Genomic DNA, 19,445 nt, shown 5'->3' with positions numbered 1-19,445 from the left:
AGAATCCTCTGTTCTTCGCGCAAGCGCTCATCAGAAATAGCCTTCCCGCTTGCGGTCTTCCATCGCGGCCGCGGAAGTCCGGTCGTCGGCGCGGGTTTCGCCGCGTTCGGACACGGTCGCGGCGGAGATCTCGGTGATCACCCGCTCGATGTCGGTGGCCTGTGACCGTACGGCTCCGGTGATGGTGAGGTCGCCGACCGTGCGGTAGCGCACCCATTCGACCGTCGCGGCCTCGGAGCCCTGGGGCTGCGCGTAGTCCGACACCGCGAGCAGGATGCCGTCGCGCTCGAACACTTCCCGTTCATGGGCGAAGTAGATCGACGGCAGCTCAAGGTTTTCCAGCTGGATGTAGCGCCAGATGTCCAGCTCGGTCCAGTTCGACAGCGGGAAGACGCGGACCTGTTCACCCTTGCGGATCCGCCCGTTGTACAGCGACCACGGCTCGGGGCGCTGCGCGCGCGGGTCCCATTGGCCGAACTCGTCGCGGAAGCTCAGGATGCGTTCCTTGGCGCGGGCGCGTTCCTCGTCGCGGCGAGCGCCGCCGAACGCGGCGTCGAATCCGCCGGCTTCCAACGCATCCAGCAGGGTGCGGGTCTGTTGACGGTTGCGCGACGCCCCCGGGCCCGGATCGGCGACGCGGCCGCTGTCGATGGTCTCCTGGACCGAGGCCACGATCAGTTTGTGGCCCGCACCGGTGACGCGGCGGTCCCGGAACTCGATGACCTCGGGGAAGTTGTGCCCGGTGTCGACGTGCATCACGGGAAACGGCAGCGGCGACGGACGAAAAGCCTTCTCCGCCAACCGAAGCAGCACGATCGAGTCTTTGCCTGCCGAGAACAGCAGCACCGGCCGCTGCAGTTCGGCCACCACCTCACGGATGATGTGCACCGCTTCGGCTTCCAGCAACCGAAGCTCGTCGACGTGTACGAGGTCTGTCACGGTCACAGCGGCAGGCCTTCCTTCTCGGCGTCGGACCGGTAGCGGTCCACCCATTCGTCGGAACGCTGGTCGGCCTGGCGTTCGAGCACCGGCGCGGGAGCCAGTCGCGGATCCTGGCCGAGCGCCTCCAGAACCGTCGCGACGACCTGCGTGAGGTTGCGCCACAGGTACGGGTAGGAGATGTCGAGAGGCTTGACGTCCTCCTCGGCGAACCACGCCCGCCAGCCCTCCTCCTGAGCCCGCAGCATCGTGACGACATGGGCGATCGCGCCGGCGTGGTACTCGGCGCGGGCATCGCGCGCGGGATCCGGCCTGCCCCGCCACACCCGCGTCTGCACGGCGCGCCAGAACGACACCGCCTGCGACACCACGTCGGGGCGGTACACGTGGATGAGCACCGGATCGCTGCCGACGACGTCGCGGATCGCCGACAGCAGGCCCGTGCCCGACCGGTCCGGCAGTCCCTGCGCCCGGTCCAGCAACAGCGGCGTCTGATTCCACATCAGCTTGCCGCCCCACACCCCGTTGGGCGTGCGGCCCACGGTCTGGATGTAGTCGCGCCAGATGTGCGCGGGAGCGAGGTCCGGCTTTCCCTCGTCCAGCGGATCGAGCAGCCGCAGAATCGACTCGTCCTCGACCCCCTCGAACCACTGCCGCGGCTGCGGGGATTGACTGGTGCTCGGCAGGTACTGGAAGAACTCCTGTGGTTCGCCGGCTACGCCGGTGGCACGCAAGGACTCCACCAGCAAGGTGCTGCCGCTGCGCTGGGACGCGAGCACCAGATAGGCGGTCGGATGGTCGGACATGGCCGTGACTCTAACTGCCATTGATTTGCGGTACCTATTCCAGAAGCCGTCAAGGTTTTGTGTTCGCCGTGATCGAAACTATTGGTCGGCTTGCACGGCGTCGTCGATACCGCGATCCGCCGCTATCGCCGACCTACTGGTGGCGGGACGGCCGTGGATATGCAGATATGTCTCGGTGAAACGTTCGGAAATGCGCGTGCCTGCGAAATCGGACGGTATGACGTCGTTTGTCTTCTCGCGCCAGTCGTTGAGCAGTAAGGCGAGATCCTTGGCGACCGCCTCTGCCTTATCCGTCGCACCCGGTCCGAGCAGGTTGTTGGCCTCGGAAGGATCGTCGATCAGGTCGTAGAGTTCCCGCGCGGGCCTCGGCTCGAGCGCGTCAGCTGCGACAATCCGGCCGGGCGGGCTGTCGGCGATATCCCACGGCAGATCCAACAATGGCCGCGCCGCGTAATTCTCGATGTAGCTGTATTCCTTTGTCCGAATTGCCCGAATTGGGTCGAATGAATCGTGATAGGTCTTTGTGGTGTAGACCGCGGTGCGTATTTCCGGGACATCTTCGGTGGCGCCCGTCAGGTTGCTGGCATGTGACAAACCGTCCACCTCGTCGGGAATCTCGACGCCGAGCAGGTCGAGCAGCGTGGGCAGCAGGTCGACACCGCTGAACAGTTCGTCGTAGCGGCGGGGCGCGACGCCGGACCCGCGTGGCGGCCGGACGATCAGCGCGATGCCGGTACCCGCGTCGTACAGCGTCGACTTGGCGCGGGGAAGCGCCGGGCCGTGGTCGGTCACGAACACCACCCACGTGCTGTCGTCGAGCCCGGCCGCGGCCAGCGCGTCGAGCAGTTCGCCCACCTTCGCGTCGGCAACGGCGATCGAGCCGTAGAACTCCGCGAGGTCGGCCCGCACCTCGGCGGTGTCGGGCAGGTAATCGGGGACGGTCACGGTCTCGGCTTCTGCGGGCTCATAACGGTCCCGCGGGTACGGACGATGCGTCTCGAAGAAACCCGTGGTGAGCAGGAACGGCTCGGACGGTGCGTCGGCCAGCCAGCGAGTGGCCTGTTCGACGACGTACTCGCAGTACGAGTTCGACACGTCGAACTCGTCGAAACCCAGCCTCGACGGATACGACGTTTCGTGCTGCATGCCGAACAACGCGGTGTGCCAGCCGGCCCGGGACAGGATGTGGGGAAGTGTGCGCACCCCGCTGCGGTACTCCCAGCCGTGGTGGGCCAAGCCCATCAGGCCGTTGCTCTGCGGATAGCGGCCGGTGAACAGCGAGCCACGCGACGGCGAGCACAGCGGCGCGGTCGCGTGCGCGCGGGTGAACAGGATGCCTTCGGCGGCGAGCTGATCGAGCCGCGGGCTGCTCACATCCGAATGGCCGTAGGCGCCGAGGTGGCGCCCGAGGTCATGCCAGTGCACGATCAGCAGGTTCTGCCGTTGCGGCTCGGTCACGTCACATCCTTTCCTGTCACCCACCGACCGAACCGGCTGCAGCGCAGTCGAGCAAGCGTTTGGCTCATCGAGAACAACTATCCCGCGGCGCCCTCACGGGTGGTACGGCACGCCGATCGCGCGGAACACGTACTCGGGCGGCACATCGAACGCCAGTGACCGAAGGGGCACCCGCATCAGGACATCCTCGGGTATCTCGGTTTTGTAGTGCATCGACAGCTGCCCCTGGCAGCGCGGATCGACCTCGGCGAGGTCGGTCTCCAGCGTCAGCCCCGACGTGCTGAGCTCGGCCTTGACCGCACCTGACTGCGGCGCCGCCCAGGGTTGGTCGATGCTGCGGCCGGCCAGTTTGGGAATGGTGGACATGGTCGCGAGCACGCGGTGGTTGGTCAGTACCAGTGAGCCGGCGTAACTGGCGATGCTGCCGGCGGATCGTTTGCCCGGGATGGAGCCGGTGAAACGTCTGGTGACCGGGACGTATTCGGCGATGAAGAGGATGCCTTCGGATTCGGCTTCCGCACGCAGGTCGCCCGGTAGGCCGCCGATGCGCAGCAGCTTTCGCAGGAACAGTGCCATCTCTGCACCGTAGCTCGCCGGAGTTGGAGATCTATTGGACCTGGTAGAGATGGTCGAGTGGGGACACGTACCGGATTGCTGATCACGACGGCGGCCGCGGCCGCGGCGGTGTACGCGCTGATGTGGGTCGGCTACGGCGCGTCCTGGGGCTGGGTGGTCCGGATGGACGACGCCGGCCTGGACTGGCCGTTTCGGTATGGCTCCACTCATCCGGGCTGGGTGATGGCGTGGGATGTGTTCTGCACAGTGTTCGGGCCCATGGCGTTTCGGTTGGTGGGCGCCGTCATCATCGTGGTGGCCCTGGTGCGCCGCCACTTCCGGGTGGCGCTGTTTCTGCTGCTGACCGTCGAACTCAACGGCATCGTGATCCAGCTGGCCAAGATCATCGCCGATCGTCCGCGTCCGTCCTCCGCGCTCGTCTACGCGTCGTGGTCGTCGTTCCCGTCCGGGCATGCCCTGGGCGTGCTGGTCAGCGTGCTGGGGCTGCTCGTGGTGGCGTGGCCGGCGCTGCGCCCCACCCTGCGGCGCTGGTTGCCGATTGCCGGTGCGGTGTTGGTCATCGCGATCGGCGTCGGCCGCGTGGTGCTCAACGTCCACCATCCGTCCGACGTGCTGGCGGGCTGGGCGTTGGGCTATGCGTACTTCGTCGTGTGTCTGGTGCTGGCGCCGCCGTATCCGGCGGTCAGCGCAACGGACGAAACACCGGTAGCGCTCGGTAGCGAACGCTGAAGCTGGCTTGAGTGCACGTCTCGCCGACCTCGCCGTCGTGGGCGAGCACCGTGGGACCGTCGACCGTGGTGAACCGGAACTCCGGCACCTGCATCTCGTGGTAGAGCGGGCTGCGGACGAGGCGGCCGAGTGCGACGGCCGTCGCGATGCGCAGACGGCTGAACTTCCTGCCGGTCTCCAGGATTCGCACGTCGATCAGACCGTCGTCCATGCGCGGGCGCAGCGCGGGTGCGAAGCCCGACGGAAAGTACGTCGAGTTTCCCAGGAAGAACAGCGACGTCTGAATCGTCTTGTCGTCGTAGGTGATGCGCACCGGCTCGTCGCGGCGCAGGGTCAGATACAGCGCGTATACACCGGCCAGCCGCTTGCCCATCCGGTGTTCGAGTTTCTCGCGCATCCGCACGTACTTGGGGTAGGCGCCGATGCTCGCGGTGTTGATCACGAGCTGCTTCTCGTTGAGGCACACCAGATCGACATAGGCTGCGCTGCCGCGGCGGATGGTGTCGACCGTGCGGGCGACCGAATCGCAGCCGATGTCCTTGGCGAAGTGGTTGAACGTCCCGCCCGGGAACACCGCGAGCGGCACGCCGGCCTCGACGGCCACCCCGGCCGCGCACGCGACTGTGCCGTCGCCACCGCCCACCGCGAGCACCTCGCAACGTTCGGCGGCTTCGCGCAGCACCTTCTCGATGTCGTCGTCTTCGGCGATCTCGACGATCTCGGTGCGGGGCAATGAGTTTCGGACCTCGTCGACGACGCGGGCGCCGGTACCGCCACCGGAAGCGGGGTTGATCACCAGCACGACACCGGCCCCGTCCGGCCGGGGCTCGGTCTTGTACCGCAGCGGATCGGACGTCGGCAGGCTTGCGGTCGGAAGCGTGGGCACCACCCTGGCGCCGAGGATCGCGATGCCCGCGCCGATGCCGAAGCCGGCGAACACGTCGCCGGGATAGTGCGCGCCGGTGGCCACGCGGGACAGCCCGACGAGCCCCGCGAGCAGCGCCATCGCCAGACCGGCCGGCGGGCTTTCCAGCCCGACGCCGACGGCGAACGCGGCGGCGCTCGCCGAGTGACCGGACGGCAGCGACGTGGAGGTCGGGATGCGGCGCGTGCGGCGGGCCGCCGGGATCAGCGTGCGGTCCGGCCGGGGCCTGCGCCATATCCGCTTGGCGACCTGGTTGGTCACCAGGCTCGTGACGGCCAGGCTGAGGACGCCGCGCGCGGCACCGCGCCGCACCGACGTGCCGCCCACCGCGCCGAGCCCGGCCGCGATCGCGAACCACAGCTTCGAATGGTCGGCGGCCCTGGTGAGCCGGGGCATGACGGTGTCGAGCAGCGGGCTCGGTGATTCGGCGACTGCCTCGAAGACCTCGCGGTCCAGCGTGCCGAGCCCTCTGCCGATTTTGCGCACGTCCATGCAGTCAACCTATCCGGATGCTTTGACAAATAAACTTGTCAAGGCACACGATGCACATGTGCTGGAACTCGAGGTCATCGACGATCCGTCGGCGGCTGTCATCGCGCTCGACCCGATCCGCAGCCGTCTGCTGGCCGAACTCACCGAGCCGGCCTCGGCGGCTGCGCTGGCCGCGCGGGTCGGGATCACGCGTCAGAAGGTCAACTACCACCTGCGTGCGCTCGAACAGCACGACCTGGTCACCGTCGCGAGCGAACGGCGGTGGGGCGGGCTGACCGAACGCCTGCTCGTGGCGACCGCGTCGTCCTACGTCGTGTCACCCGGGGCGCTCGGACCGGCGGCCGCCGACCCGGGCCGCACCGGCGATCGGCTCTCGGCGAGCTATCTGATCGCCCTGTCGGCGCGCGCGGTGCGCGAGGTCGGCGAGATGTGGCGAGCCGCGCGGACGAAGAACAAGCGACTGGCCACGTTGTCGATCGACACCGTGATCCGGTTCCGCACGCCTGCCGACCGTGCGGAGTTCACCCGCGAATTGTCCGATGCGGTCCTGTCTTTGGCGGCCCGCTATCACGACGACACCGCCGCCGACGGGCGCGAGCACCGACTGGTCGTCGCGGCCTATCCGAAACCGAAAACCGAGGAGCCGAAATGCCGTTGAAGAAAGACGATTCCGGACGTCGTTGGGTCGAGATGGAATTCCTCGTCCCGGGAACTCCCGAGCAGGTGTGGCAGGCCATCGCGACCGGACCCGGGATGAGCGCCTGGTTCACCCCCACGACCGTCGAGGAACACGTCGGTGGCGCAATCACATTCGACTTCGGTGACGCCGACTGCGGCGACCCGTCACCACCCGGAGTCGTCACGGGTTGGGAGCCGCCCGTCCGCTTCGCCTATGAGGAGCCGGGATGGAACGGTGACGCCCCGCCGGTGGCCACCGAAGTGGTGGTCACGAGCCGCTCCGGGGACAGCTGCGTCGTACGGATGGTGCACAGCCTGTTCACCGAAAAAGACGACTGGGACGACGAATTGGAGAGCTTCGAGGGCGGTTGGCCCGGCTTCTTCGAGGTGCTGCGGATCTACCTCAAGCACTACGCGGGGCAACCCGCCGCGACGGCACACGCCATGGCCGGGCACCCCGCTGACATGCCCACCCTGTGGAGCCGACTCACCACCGCGCTCAACGCGAAGGGCGCCATCGTGGGCGATCGCATCGAAACCGCTGCGGGTTCTCCTCGGCTGTCCGGTGTCGTCGAACGCGTGAAGCAGGACGCTCAAACCTGCGAGATGATGCTGCGGCTGGACGAACCCGGCGCGGGCGTCGCGGTTCTCGGCAGCTGTCCGGTCGGCGCGGAGACGCGAGCCATGGTGACCCTATTCCTCTACGGACCCGACGCCGCCGCGACGGCGGACACCGAACGGCCCAGGTGGATAGGCTGGCTCAGCGAACTCGTGGCGGAGGACAAAGCCGCGACCTGATCGTGTCCGAACCTTGACGCCCGCGATAGCCGCGGCGTCGACGATGGATGAGTGCGTCGACTGCTGGTACTGCTGTGCGCGGCCGTGCTGGCGTTGATGTGTGCGCCTGCCGCCGTCGCGGTCAACGCGCCGTGGTTCGCCCGCGCGGTCGGATCGGCCACACAGGTGATCTCCGTTGTCGGTGTGGGCGGGTCCAAGGCGAAAATGGATGTGTGGCAACGCGGCTCGGCCGGTTGGCAACCCATCGGCGTCGGTATCCCCGCCAACATCGGGGCCAACGGCATGGCCGCCAAGACCCACGACGGCAACATGGCGACGCCGATGGGGATCTTCACCCTCGACTTCGCGTTTGGTACCGCACCCAACCCCGGCGGTGGACTGCAGTACGTCCAGGTGGGCCCCGACCACTGGTGGGACGGCGACATGAAGAGCCCGACCTACAACACCATGCAAGTGTGCAAGAAGGCGCAGTGCCCGTTCGACACCGATCCCGCCAGCGGCACCGAGAACCTGCAGATTCCGCAATACAAACACGCCGTCGTGATGGGCGTGAACAAGGCCAGGGTGCCCGGCAACGGTGGTGCGTTCTTCGTGCACACCACCGACGGCGGGCCGACCGCGGGCTGCGTGGCCATCGAGGACGCGACGCTGGTGCAGATCATGCGCTGGCTGCGCCCTGGTGCGCTGATCGCGGTTGCGAAATAGCGTCAGATGTTGAGCGCCGCGCCGGGTTTCAGCTTGAAGTTCAGGTTCTCCAGCGACATCGTGGCGTCGTAGGTACGGTCGTAACCCGTCGCGCTGATCTTCCAGCCGTCGCTGGTGCGGCGGTAGGAGTCGTGGTAGAACGCCGCGCCGATCAACATGAAGTTGAAGTCCGGCGCGATCACCCGGTCCTGCAGGTACCACGTTCCGGTGGCTTCGTCGCCATTGACGGTGATCTCCGGATGCGCGACCCGGTGCTCGGTGATGATCTCCGGCCCGAGCGACCGCTTCATGAAATCGACCAGCGCCGTGCGGTCGGTGAAGTGCAGCGCCTCGCCCAGAGACTGCCCGTAATCGCCTGCGACGTCCTCGGTGAGGGTGTCGGCGAACTCGTCCCAGTGCTTGGTGTCGAGGGCACGCAGGTACCGGTACTTGACTTGCTTGATGTCGTCGATGTCACCCATGCCCGACATTGCAGCACACCTGCCGTCGCGGCCACAGCGTTATCGGGCGGCAGTGAGATTCCGGGTCGCCGGGCCCTCCAACAGCGTGCCGTCCGGCGCGAACCGCGACCCGTGCAGCGGGCACTCCCAGGACTCGTCGGCGTCGTTCCAGTTGACGATGCCGCCCAGGTGCGGGCACACCGGCGAGACCCGGTGCTCGACACCGTCGATCACGCTGCAGGCCTCCATGTGCCACGGCGGCCCGCTGACCACGCCACCGTCGTCGGGCACGTGGCTGCCGATGCGGGTGACGGGCGTGATCCAGCCTTTCGCGAGGTTGAGCCCCACCTCGAGGTTCACTTTCATGGCGGCCGGGATGCCCGATAGCTCATGCGGGCTCCAGCTCGCGAACGCAGTTGCCCAGTCCATGCGGCCGCCGAGAATCTGACTCGACAGCGCCAACGCCGCCGCCGTCCCGTTGGTCATGCCCCACTTGTCGAATCCCGTTGCCACAAAGATCTTCTCGTGGCCGGGCAGGATCGGGCCGACATAGGGCAACTCGTCGACGGGGGAGTAGTCCTGCGCCGACCAATAGTGCGTCTGCATGGCCCCGGGCCAGTGCACCTTTGCCCATGAGGCGAGCTCCTGCACCGATTGGGCGGCGTTCGCGCGCCGGCCGACCAGATGGCCCGCACCGCCGACGATCAACCGGTCGCCGTCGGGGGTGGGTGCGTACCGCACCGACCGGGTCGGCGAATCGGCCGAGATGTACATGCCGCGCGTGAGATTTCCCGGCACCCGGAACGCCATGCAGTACGACCGGTTCGGGCTGAGTCGGGCGAAGAACCCACCGCGGTCGAGTATCGGAATCCCGGTGGCCAATACGCACCGGCTCGCGAGCACGTCGAACTCGGCCCCGGCATTCGTCCGTACATGGAGTTTCAGCCCACCGCCGTCGTCGGAGACCCGCTGCACCCGCACGCCTTGCGCGAGTCGGCCGCCGCGCTCGTCGAGTTCGACGATCAGGCTGTCCAACAAGGGCATCGGGTTGAACTGCGCCTGATCGGCCAGCCGGACCCCGCCGTGAAACGGGAACGGCACTTCGGCGTCGTCGCTGTCGACCCAATCGACATCGAGCCCCGCCGTGCGGCACGCCTCCAATTCATTGCGGGCGAGCCGGACGCCGTCCTCGGATTGCGCATAGGTGTAGGCGGCTTCGCGTTGAACAGACAGACCGTGCGCCTTGCAGTGCCCCACGAGCCACTGCTGGCCTTCGAGATTGCCCTCTACGTACTGCTTGGCGATCTTGGGGCCGTGCTTCTTGAGGATGCTCGACATCTTCGTGCCCTGCAGCAGGCTGATCTTGGCCGTCGTGTTGCCGGTGGTACCAGCACCGGCGGAGTGGGCCTCGAGCACCAGCACATCCTTGCCGGCGCGCGCGAGCAGCACCGCGGTGATCAGGCCCGTGATGCCGGCGCCCACCACCACGACATCGGCGGATCGGTTGGTTTCATCGAGGGGTTCCGGCGGAAGCGGCCGTTCAGTGCGGTCGGCCAGCCACAGAGACGTCATGGCCATCCCTGTACCCGCGCACGGCCGATCGAAACGACGCGCTCGGGGAAGCGTTGCCCTGGCCCGTTGGAGTTATCCAACGCAATTAATTGCTCAAGACCTTTGTAGTGGTCCGCCAGCTTCCTGAGTCGGGTGCTACTAGTCGTCCTGCGTAGCCTTCCATGAAACCGACGTGATCGTCTTCGGTCGTTGTCGAGGCCGGCGAGCGTTACCATCCAAGCAACGCGAGGCGCTCCGAGTCTGTGAAGCTCGCAGCGGCTGCGTACGAGGCTGGCGGGGGCAGGATGACAGATGAGTACCTCGCTCGGTTGGCCGTGGCATGTGAGGAACTCAGCAGCGATGGGCACAACGCTGCTCACCGCCTGGCGGTAATGCTCGGTGGTACTGAGCCAATGCCGTTGCCGACGATCCGAACCACATCAAGCGAGCGCGTGATGCGGGCCAGCCCTCTGCGACCACACGCGGAAAAGAGGGCGGCGAAGCTACCGACAAAGCAAGGGACTGATAGTCGGAATGGTTGAGCCTTGACAACGTACGGCATTGGGAGCGTGAGGAATTGACGGTGAAAGCTTGGCTGGAAGGCGACGATGCCGACCTCGAATTATTGGCGCGCTTCTTTGGGAATGGAGACGTTCGGGTAGTTGAAGACAGCGGCGGTTACTTTCTCACCGCGGCGGACATCGACGATCCGCCTGCTGGCGCTCGCTACTACGAAGTTGCACAGCTCCGTTTGTCTAAGGTCAACGGCCTAGCCCGTCTTATCGATCCGGGGTTCGTTGCAGTCCGATTGAGCGGTAAGTACCAAGACGGCGATGTCACGCACCAAGTAATTTCGCCAATGCCCGCAATCGCACGTGCCCGCTTCGGAATACCGACGGTCACAGTCACCAACCCAGACGGCGCAGTTTATTCTGGCCCGCCCTCACCCTGGCCGGCCAGGGTGAGGCTTGCCGATTCCAACACCGACGTAGCGGAAGTACTCGCCATCATGGGAAGTCCGGAACCACTTGGTTGGGTGGAGCTTTACAAGGTCCACGAAATCATCCGCGAATCAATCAAGCCGGGAAAGGTCCCTGACCTCGGGTGGGCGGACAAGACGGCGGATTCGGCGTTTACCGGGTCCGCCAACCTTCCTGTGGTGAGCGGTTCGGACGCAAGGCACGCCCGAATGGAAGGCGCGCCAAAACATACGATGACCATCGAGCAGGGCCGTGCGTACATCAGCGATCTGGTCACGAAGTGGCTTGACCACCTGGCATCACCGTAGTCAGCGCTAAACGTAGCCACGGTTTTGCGCAACAAGGCGCAAGGTCGCCGGGATCCTAGTCTAGGCAGTCGACAATCGGCCTGGCAGCGGGTCCGGAAAGTGAAGCTTTATTCAATGGGTCTAGGTTTCCAACTAATAGCGGGGCACGATCGTTGGTCGGCTAGTTGCGGGGCACTCATGGCATACGTTCCCCGCATGATTACTGGAAATGCTGTTCAAATCGCGCTGTTGGCTATGTTGTCCCCGTTGTTGGTGCGGTTGCTTTGGCTCCCGTTCTGCACCGTGGTCGCTCTCGTGCTTCCGCCTAAATACGTAGCGGGCGTCATCGAGGTCGCGGGAAGGTTCCACCCGAAGGCATTCAGCTGGCCACGCAGAATGGACAGGAAGTGAGGTACGTCCCAGGGCATGAACTTCGAAGTGGTGTATCCCAAGGCTCTGGAGGGGTGTCGGTCAGCCACTTGCCAAGTGATGCGCGTTTGAATAGGTCTACAGCTCCGGACGTGTCCAGATCTTCCGAGATCGACACAACCGTGGCACTCTGGTGGCCTTGTACCCACCACTGGATACGTTCCCGTTGCCGAACGGGGGAGGTTGATTCGTCTGTCAGTTTGGACAAACGCGCAGCTCCAAGACTCGAAGGTTGCTTCTAGACATGGTTGAGCACTCGAGCCCGTTGGGGTTGTCGATCGGGACCACCAACTTGGTTGCGGCGCGAGTCGGCAATCAACCTGTCAGCCGGCGATCGGTGTTGACCCTGTCGACAGACCGTACGCCGCAGGTCGGTGTGCCCGATTCGACGACAGGTGTCACGCTGGCCGGCTTCGTCGAACGCGTCGGGGATCCGGTGCCGCTCGTGGCGCCCGACGGCGCGTCTTATCCCGCTGACACGCTGCTGGTCGAGGCGCTCGATGCGATGGTGGAGGCGGCAGGCGGGCCATCGCCACAGCTGGCGATCGCGGTGCCCGCCCACTGGGGCGCGCCGACCCTGCGGGCCTTGCGCAACGCGCTGCGGACGAATCCCAGCCTGTCCCGTGACGGTATGCCCGCCCGATTGGTTCCCGACGCGGTCGCCTCGCTGACCGCGTTGCGCGCCAATCCCGGCTTACCGCAGGGCGGCGTCGTCGCGCTGATGGATTTCGGTGGCGGCGGCACGAGCATCACGCTCGCCGACGCGGCCTCGGCGTTCGAACCGATCGACGAGACCGTCCGATTCCCGGATTTCTCCGGCGACCAGATCGACCAGGCGCTGTTGACGCATGTGCTCGACGGCGTGGCCCAGGCCGGCGGGCTCGATCCGGCCGGTACCGCGGCTGTCGGATCGCTGGCCCGGCTGCGGGAGGAATGCCGGCAGGCCAAGGAACGGCTGTCGTCGGTGACGGCCACCGACCTGGTGGTCGAGCTGCCCGGTTACTCGGCCACCGTCCGCGTCACCCGCAGCGAACTCGAATCGCTCATGCGGCAACCGCTCGCCGGCGCGCTCGAAGCGCTCGAAAATGCGTTGGAACGCAACAGGATCAGCTGGTCGGCGATCTCGGCGGTGGTGACCATCGGCGGCGGGGCGAGCATTCCGCTTATCACTCAACAACTTTCGGAGCATTCCCGGGCCGTGGTGGTGACGACACCGCAGCCGGCGCTCGACGCCGCGATCGGCGCCGCGCTGTCGGCGGCTTACGTCGCCGATGCCGACGCCATGACCGGTGCGGCTCCCACGCTCGGGGTTGCGGCGGCCCCGGCGACCCAAACCGCGCCTACTGTGGTGCCCGAACAGCCGGGATCGTCGACGTTCCGGGCGCTGGCCTGGTCGCAGGACGATTCCGGTGACGACGTCGTGCCCTACAGCGGGCCCGATGTGGTCGACACCTACGGCAGCGAGACCTCGGCACGGCCTGCGGTGCAATACGTTCCGCCGACGGGGCCAATCGAGCAACCGCGTTCGGCGTGGCAGCGGTTACCGCTCGCGGTGTTCGGTGTGGCCAGCGTGTGTGTACTGCTTGCTCTGGGTGGCGTGACGTATGCGCTGACCAGTTCCGAGGGCAGCGCCCCCACATCGGAAGTCAAGACCGCTGAGCCGAAACCGCTCACGCCCGAGCCGCAACCCAGCGCCGTCGCGCCGCCGCCACCGCCGCCCACCGTGACCGAGGCACCGCCGCCTCCGCCGGTGACCGTGACCCAGGCGCCGCCGCCACCTCCGCCGCCCGTCACCCACACCGAGGTCGTCACGCAGACCACGACTCCACCGACCACGACGACAACCACCACAACAACGACAACGACCACCACGACCACAACAACGACGACCACGACGACACCGACAACCACCACGACGACGCCGACCACGACGACGACCACGACCAACCCGATGACGACGACCTACGTCACCGTGCCGTTCGTGCCGGTGCCCATCCCGATCCAGGTGCCCAACCAGCAGCCGCAGAATCCGTACCCGCAACAACCACGGAATCCGTTCCAGCCCTATCCCTGATTACGCGGATGATGACAGGCCGCCGCATGCCCGGGGGTGAGATCGAGCAGGGCAGGCGTATCGACGTTGCACACCTCGGTGCACCACGGACACCGCGTGTGGAAACTGCAGCCCGCAGGCGGATCGATCGGGCTGGGCACATCCCCTTCGAGCACAAGACGCTCCCTGGCGGCGTTGCGCCGCGGATCCGGGATGGGCACCGCCGACAGCAACGCACCCGAGTACGGGTGAAACGGCCTGCGGTAGAGGCTGTCCGCATCGGCGGTTTCGACGATCTTGCCGAGGTACATCACCGCCACCCGATCGGATACGTGGCGCACCACGCCGAGATCGTGCGCTACGAACAGGTACGACAACCCGAACTCCTGCTGCAGGTCCTTGAGCAGGTTGATGATCTGTGCCTGCACCGAGACGTCGAGCGCCGAAACCGGCTCATCGGCGATGATGAGTTTCGGTTGCAGGGCAAGGGCTCTGGCGATTCCGATGCGCTGCCGCTGGCCGCCGGAGAACTCGTGCGGGTATCGGTTGTAATGCTCGGCCTGCAGGCCGACACGATCGAGCAGTTCGCGCACCCGGCGCCTGGCCTCCGCCCCGCTGGCCAGGCCGTGCAATTCGATCGGATCGCCGATGATCTGCCCGACGCGTTTGCGTGGATTCAGCGACGCGAACGGGTCCTGAAAGATCATCTGCATCTGCCTGCGCATCGGACGCAGGTCACGTTGCGAACGTCCGACGAGTTCCTGGCCGTCGAACCGCACCGAACCGGACGTGGGCTGGGTCAACTGCAGGATGAGACGGCACAGCGTGGACTTTCCGCAGCCCGACTCGCCGACGAGACCCAGGGTTTCGCCTTCGTTGAGCGACAGGCTCACCCCGTCGACCGCGCGCACCCGCGCGACCTCCCGATCGATGACAACCCCGGACTTGATGGGGAAGTGCTTGACCAGATCAGTGACCTCCAGCAGCGCTGTCATCGAAGCGCTCTCTTCTCGGCGGGCTGAAGCCAGCACCGGTCCAGATGGCTTCCGCCGTCTCGGCTTTCCAGCGGCGGCGGCTGTGAACACTGATCGAATACGTGCGGGCACCGCGGCGCGAAGCGGCAACCGGAGGGCGGATTCAGCAGTGACGGCGGCTGCCCCGGAATCTGGGGCAACCGATCCGGATGTGAATCTTCCACGCGCGGAAGCGAGCCCAGCAGGCCCCAGGTGTATGGATGCTGCGGGTCGTAGAAGATCTCCTCCAGCGAGCCGTCCTCGACGATCTGGCCGGCATACATCACCACCACGCGGTCGGCGACCTCGGCGACAACCCCGAGATCATGCGTGATGAGCACGACCGCGAGTTCGCGGTCACGATTGAGCTGGTCGACCAGCCGCAGAATCTGGGCCTGCACCGTCACGTCGAGCGCGGTGGTCGGTTCGTCGGCGATCAGCACTTCCGGTCCCAGCGCCAATGCCATGGCGATCATGACGCGTTGACGCATACCGCCGGAGAATTCGTGCGGGTAGTCGAAGACCCGCCGCTCCGGATGCGGGATGCCGACTGCGCGAAGCAGTTCCACCGCCTGCTCGCGGGCCTGTGTCTTGGAGACGTCCCGATGCGCCCGAATCATCTCGATGATCTGGTCTCCGACCCGATACACCGGGTTCAGTGACGTCATCGGGTCTTGAAAGACCATCGCGATGTGTTCGCCGCGCACGTCCCGCAACTCATCGTCGTCGAGGCCGTTGATCTCTCGCCCGCCGAAATCGATCGAGCCTTCGATCGCGGCGTTCGATGAGCGGGTAAGGCCGATCAACGTCTGTGCGGTTACGCTCTTGCCCGAGCCGGATTCTCCGACCACGGCCAGTATTTCGCCAGGTTTCAAGCTGAACGAGACACCGTCGACGGCGCGGACCACGCCCTCGTCGGTGGCGAACCGGACGTACAGATCCGTGACCTGTAAGAGGGTGCCCCGCTCGACGATTCGCTCGGGAGCTTCGCTCATGCGGGGGCCGCCTCTCCGAGTCGGATCCGTGGGTCGAGGTAGGCGTAGGCCAGATCGACGATCGTGTTGAACAGCACGATGAAGAACGCGCCGTACATCGTCACCCCGATCAGCGGCGGCAGGTCGAGTGTGCGGATGGCTTCACCTGCGTACAGGCCTACACCGTTGATGTTGAAGACGGTCTCGGTGAGGATCGCACCGCCGCCGACGACGGCGCCGAAGTCGAGTCCGAACAGCGTGACGATCGGGATCAGCGAATTGCGCAGGATGTGGCGCATGCGCACCTGGCGCTCGCTGATGCCCTTCGCCCGCGCGGTGCGCACATAGTCTTCGTTCGCAACGTCGAGCATGTTGGTCCTCAGCACTCTGCTGTAGAAGCCCACATAGAGCACCGCGAGCGTGAGCCACGGCAGGATCAGGTGATACGCCCACTGCAGCGGATTCTCCGCCAGCGGTACGTAACTGCTCGCGGGGAACAGTTCCAACTTGTAGCTGAGGTAGTACAGCAGGATCGCGGCGAGCCAGAACACCGGCATCGAGATGCCGGCCAGCGAGAGCACCGTCAGGGCGCGGTCGGTGAACCTGCCTGCGTGCACGGCGCTGAGGTAGCCGAACCAGATGGCCAGCGTCATCCACAGCACCGCCGCACCGATGCACAACGACATCGTGGCCGGCAAGCCTTCCCAAATCTGTTCGGCCACATTGCGATTGCTCGCGTAGGAGGTGAGCTGGCCGGTGACGATCTGCTTCATCATGGTCAGGTACTGCACCGGCAACGGCTGATCGAGGCCGAGATCCTGACTCACCCTCGCGATCAGGGCCGGGTTCGCGTTCTTCCCGGCGATCCGCGCGGCCGGATCGGAGTTCGGGATCACGTTGAAGATGACGAACACCAACAGTGAGATCGCGAACAACACCGCGATCATCCCGAGCACGCGCCTGACGATGAACCTGGCCATGGTCTAGTGCTCCAACCGGATCTTGGCCTTGGGATCGAGCGCGTCGCGCAGCCCGTCCCCGAACACGTTGAGCGACAACACGGTTATCACGATCATCAGGCCGGGCACGATCGTCAGATGCGGTGCGGTGTAGATCGTCTGGTATCCGTCGGCGATCATCGTGCCCCACGATGCGTTGGGCGGCCGTACTCCGGCACCCAGAAACGACAGCGCCGACTCGAGCAGCATGTTGTTGGCGATGTTGAGGGTGAAGAACACGATGACCGTCGAGACGATGTTGGGCAGCAACTCGGAGACCATGATCCGCAATGGGCCCTTGCCCATCGCGACGGCCGCCTCGATGAACTCCTTCTGCCGCAAGGCCAGTACCTCGCCGCGGATGGGCCGCGCCATGTAGGGCACGTAGACGCACCCGATGATGAGGATCGGAATCCACAGCGAGTCCCCGGCCACCTGGATCGGGCCCACCTTCAACCCGCCGAGGGCCAAAGCCGTGCCCAGTGCGATACCCAGCAGCAGCACCGGAAATGCCCACACCACGTCCATGACCCGCGACAGCAGTGCGTCGATCCACCCCCGGTAATAGCCCGCGAGCAGGCCGATGATCACGGCAAGCACAGTCGTGGTCAGCGCGGCGGCCAGACCGATGTATATCGAGGTACGGCCCCCGTACATCAACCGCACCATCACGTCGCGACCGTTCTGGTCGGCGCCGAGAAGGTAGCGGCCGTGCAGGCCCGGGCCAAGCGGTGTGCCGTCGGGGGACACGACGTATGTCTCTTCGCCGTCGATCAGCACCTTGTCGGTGATGTGGTTCTCGTTCGGCGACGTGTGTGCCACATGGTCCGCCCACAGCGGGGCGGCCAGGCAGAACAGCACGATCGCGACGAACAGCGCGCCACATGCCAGCGCAACCTTGTTGCGCCGCAGCCGGATCCAGGCCAGATACCAGGGACTGTGCCCGGTGACCGCGACCCCCATTACTTCAGCGCGAAGGAGGTGTAGTCCTGGTTGAACAGCAGATGGTGATAACTCGTGTCGAAGTCCATGCGATCCGACAGGAACGTGGTGAACTGCTCGTTGCCGTACGGCGCCCAGATGGCCTGCTCCATGAACGCGCGGTCCAGGTCGGCGTAACCCTTCTCGACGTCATCGGACAGTTGCTTGGTGAGTAGTTCATCCATCTTGGCGTCCAGTCCCGGGATGTTGACCCGAGAGTAGTTGTTGCCGTTGGTCGGCAGGATGCTCTTGCCGTTGATAAGCGGCCGGAAGAAGTCGTCGGGATGCGGGAAGTCCTGGAACCAGTCGGCGAACCCGGTGTCGAGATCGGGTGTGGTCTGGTTGCCGATCGTCGTCCAGTACACGTCGCCCGCGATGACCTTGAGTGTCGCGTTGAACCCGAGCTGGGTGAGCACGTCGTGGTAGTACTCGCCGATGCGCTTGCGGTCCGGCTCGTCATCGGTCCACACGGTGATGTTGCGGTCGGCCGGATTCGCTTCGGCGATGAGCTGTTTGGCCTTGTTGATGTCCGGCCCGGGGTAGAGCTTGTACTCCTCGTAGCCCGGCATCCCCGGCGGCAGGATCTGCTGGGTGGGGTGCAACCGGCCACCGAAGATGCGGTTGAGCGCCTCGGGGTCGATGGCGTAGTTGATCGCCTGGCGCACCCGCAGGTCATTGAACGGTGCCTGCTGGGTGTTCATCCAGAAGTAGTAGGTGTTGATCGAGTCCTCGAGCCGGAAGCGGTCGCTGTAACGCGCCTTCACCTCCGGCAGCCGGTCGGCGTCGGGCGGATCGACCATGAAGTCGATGGTGTTCTGCTGTACGCCGGTGACCTGGGCGCTGTTGCTCTTGTTCTGGGTGATGATGATCTTGTCGACGTGCGCATCTGCCACCTCGTCGGCACCGGCGTCCTTGACGGTCTGGAACTGTGGATTGCGTTCCATCGTGAGTGTGTGCGGCGCATCGACTTTGGTGATGGTGAACGGTCCGCTGCTCGGCGGCGGGTTGTTGGTCGCGTCCTTGTCGAGCGGGGTACTCGGTGGGACCGGCGCCGCGAACGGTAGCGCGAGGATGTGGTCGAACGTGCCGTTCGGCCCGGTCAGCGTGATGGTGATGTCGCCGGACGCGTCGTCGGTCTTGATTCCACTGATCTTGTCGGCCTTGCCTTCCGCGTAGTCGTCGGCGCCCGCGATGACGCCGTAGAACACCGAACCGCCGGAGTCGGCCTTGAACAGGCGCTGGATGGCATAGGTGAAATCCGATGCCTTGATGGGGGTTCCGTCCGAGTACTTCATGTTCGGTCGCAACGTGAGTTTGTATGTCTTGCCGTCAGGGGAGACCTCTGGCAGCGATTTGGCCAGCCCGGGCACCACCTCGGTGCCCTCCTCGCCCTTGGCGTGCTTATAGGTGAGCAGCGGGGTGTAGGTGTTGTAGAGCACCTCCCAGCCCTCGAGCGTGTAGGACAGCTGCGGGTCGATGTAATCGGGGAACGACGTCATGCTGACGTTGATCTCACCGCCCTCTTTCGCGGTCGAGCTTTCGCCCCCACCGCAGGCGGCCACCCCGAACACCGCGAGCGCGGCGACGCTGGCAATGGTCAAAACTCTGCGCGTCGACTTCATCTGTTCCCCTT

General features: G+C 65.6%; 18 protein-coding genes. 6 read left to right on the top strand and 12 right to left on the bottom strand.

Annotated elements, in window-relative coordinates:
• Window positions 1-30: 30 nt before the first annotated feature.
• The 4 genes from cysD to ACOI2T_RS32775 form a co-directional block, all read right to left on the bottom strand.
• A complete protein-coding gene (gene cysD, locus ACOI2T_RS32790; RefSeq protein ID WP_085145367.1) occupies window positions 31-993 on the bottom strand; it encodes a sulfate adenylyltransferase subunit CysD in 963 nt (320 codons plus the stop codon).
• Complete coding sequence (stf0, locus tag ACOI2T_RS32785) at window positions 942-1,745, bottom strand: trehalose 2-sulfotransferase (RefSeq protein ID WP_067853016.1); 804 nt, start codon at window positions 1,743-1,745, stop codon at window positions 942-944. Before stf0 ends, cysD begins: the two co-directional genes overlap by 52 nt.
• Before the next feature lie 78 nt (window positions 1,746-1,823).
• Window positions 1,824-3,203, bottom strand: coding sequence for a sulfatase family protein (locus ACOI2T_RS32780; RefSeq protein ID WP_409504236.1), 1,380 nt, complete (start codon window positions 3,201-3,203; stop codon window positions 1,824-1,826).
• A gap of 93 nt (window positions 3,204-3,296) precedes the next feature.
• Window positions 3,297-3,779 carry a hypothetical protein gene (locus tag ACOI2T_RS32775; protein WP_067853023.1) on the bottom strand — a complete coding sequence of 161 codons (483 nt, stop codon included), beginning with the start codon at window positions 3,777-3,779 and terminating at the stop codon, window positions 3,297-3,299.
• Between the two features lie 57 nt (window positions 3,780-3,836).
• On the opposite strand from ACOI2T_RS32775, the gene ACOI2T_RS32770 reads away from it, so the two are divergent.
• A complete protein-coding gene (locus ACOI2T_RS32770) occupies window positions 3,837-4,508 on the top strand; it encodes a phosphatase PAP2 family protein (protein ID WP_409504237.1) in 672 nt (223 codons plus the stop codon).
• Here ACOI2T_RS32770 and ACOI2T_RS32765 read toward each other — a convergent pair.
• Window positions 4,462-5,925, bottom strand: coding sequence for a bifunctional phosphatase PAP2/diacylglycerol kinase family protein (locus ACOI2T_RS32765; protein ID WP_409504238.1), 1,464 nt, complete (start codon window positions 5,923-5,925; stop codon window positions 4,462-4,464). The genes ACOI2T_RS32770 and ACOI2T_RS32765 overlap by 47 nt on opposite strands.
• 58 nt (window positions 5,926-5,983) lie before the next feature.
• Here ACOI2T_RS32765 and ACOI2T_RS32760 point away from each other — a divergent pair, with 58 nt between their 5' ends.
• From ACOI2T_RS32760 to ACOI2T_RS32750, 3 genes are read left to right on the top strand one after another with little or no spacing between them, the layout of a single operon-like run.
• The gene (locus ACOI2T_RS32760; RefSeq protein WP_067853386.1) at window positions 5,984-6,583 is read left to right on the top strand and encodes a winged helix-turn-helix domain-containing protein; all 600 of its coding nucleotides are present in this window, start codon (window positions 5,984-5,986) and stop codon (window positions 6,581-6,583) included.
• Window positions 6,574-7,401 (top strand): SRPBCC family protein, encoded by an 828-nt coding sequence (locus tag ACOI2T_RS32755; RefSeq protein ID WP_409504239.1) that lies wholly within the window; start codon window positions 6,574-6,576, stop codon window positions 7,399-7,401. The genes ACOI2T_RS32760 and ACOI2T_RS32755 overlap by 10 nt, the downstream gene beginning before the upstream one ends.
• 51 nt (window positions 7,402-7,452) lie before the next feature.
• Window positions 7,453-8,106: a L,D-transpeptidase family protein gene (locus ACOI2T_RS32750; RefSeq protein ID WP_085145370.1), complete on the top strand. Its 654-nt coding sequence runs from the start codon at window positions 7,453-7,455 to the stop codon at window positions 8,104-8,106.
• Between the two features lie 2 nt (window positions 8,107-8,108).
• On the opposite strand, the gene ACOI2T_RS32745 is transcribed toward ACOI2T_RS32750, so the two are convergent.
• Both ACOI2T_RS32745 and ACOI2T_RS32740 read right to left on the bottom strand, forming a co-directional pair.
• On the bottom strand, window positions 8,109-8,567 hold the full coding sequence (locus ACOI2T_RS32745) for a nuclear transport factor 2 family protein (protein ID WP_409504240.1): 459 nt from the start codon (window positions 8,565-8,567) through the stop codon (window positions 8,109-8,111).
• 39 nt (window positions 8,568-8,606) lie between these two features.
• Window positions 8,607-10,118, bottom strand: coding sequence for an FAD-dependent oxidoreductase (locus ACOI2T_RS32740; protein ID WP_409504241.1), 1,512 nt, complete (start codon window positions 10,116-10,118; stop codon window positions 8,607-8,609).
• 562 nt (window positions 10,119-10,680) lie between these two features.
• Here ACOI2T_RS32740 and ACOI2T_RS32735 point away from each other — a divergent pair.
• Both ACOI2T_RS32735 and ACOI2T_RS32730 read left to right on the top strand, forming a co-directional pair.
• On the top strand, window positions 10,681-11,385 hold the full coding sequence (locus ACOI2T_RS32735; protein ID WP_409504242.1) for a hypothetical protein: 705 nt from the start codon (window positions 10,681-10,683) through the stop codon (window positions 11,383-11,385).
• Window positions 11,386-12,037: 652 nt separating this feature from the next.
• The gene (locus ACOI2T_RS32730) at window positions 12,038-13,867 is read left to right on the top strand and encodes an Hsp70 family protein (protein ID WP_409504243.1); all 1,830 of its coding nucleotides are present in this window, start codon (window positions 12,038-12,040) and stop codon (window positions 13,865-13,867) included.
• Here ACOI2T_RS32730 and ACOI2T_RS32725 read toward each other — a convergent pair.
• From ACOI2T_RS32725 to ACOI2T_RS32705, 5 genes are read right to left on the bottom strand one after another with little or no spacing between them, the layout of a single operon-like run.
• Window positions 13,858-14,841 (bottom strand): ABC transporter ATP-binding protein, encoded by a 984-nt coding sequence (locus ACOI2T_RS32725; protein WP_409504244.1) that lies wholly within the window; start codon window positions 14,839-14,841, stop codon window positions 13,858-13,860. The genes ACOI2T_RS32730 and ACOI2T_RS32725 overlap by 10 nt on opposite strands.
• On the bottom strand, window positions 14,838-15,854 hold the full coding sequence (locus ACOI2T_RS32720; protein ID WP_409504245.1) for an ABC transporter ATP-binding protein: 1,017 nt from the start codon (window positions 15,852-15,854) through the stop codon (window positions 14,838-14,840). Before ACOI2T_RS32720 ends, ACOI2T_RS32725 begins: the two co-directional genes overlap by 4 nt.
• Entirely contained in the window at window positions 15,851-16,813 is a 963-nt protein-coding gene (locus ACOI2T_RS32715) for an ABC transporter permease (protein WP_409504246.1), read from the bottom strand. Before ACOI2T_RS32715 ends, ACOI2T_RS32720 begins: the two co-directional genes overlap by 4 nt.
• A gap of 3 nt (window positions 16,814-16,816) precedes the next feature.
• A complete protein-coding gene (locus ACOI2T_RS32710; protein ID WP_067853055.1) occupies window positions 16,817-17,794 on the bottom strand; it encodes an ABC transporter permease in 978 nt (325 codons plus the stop codon).
• Window positions 17,794-19,434: an ABC transporter substrate-binding protein gene (locus ACOI2T_RS32705; RefSeq protein WP_409504247.1), complete on the bottom strand. Its 1,641-nt coding sequence runs from the start codon at window positions 19,432-19,434 to the stop codon at window positions 17,794-17,796. The genes ACOI2T_RS32710 and ACOI2T_RS32705 overlap by 1 nt, the downstream gene beginning before the upstream one ends.
• Between the last annotated feature and the right edge of the window lie 11 nt (window positions 19,435-19,445).

Source organism: Mycolicibacterium wolinskyi str. Jessa 2025 (assembly GCF_049241375.1).
Taxonomy (GTDB): domain Bacteria; phylum Actinomycetota; class Actinomycetes; order Mycobacteriales; family Mycobacteriaceae; genus Mycobacterium; species Mycobacterium wolinskyi.
This window is presented reverse-complemented; position numbering and strand designations above follow the sequence as displayed.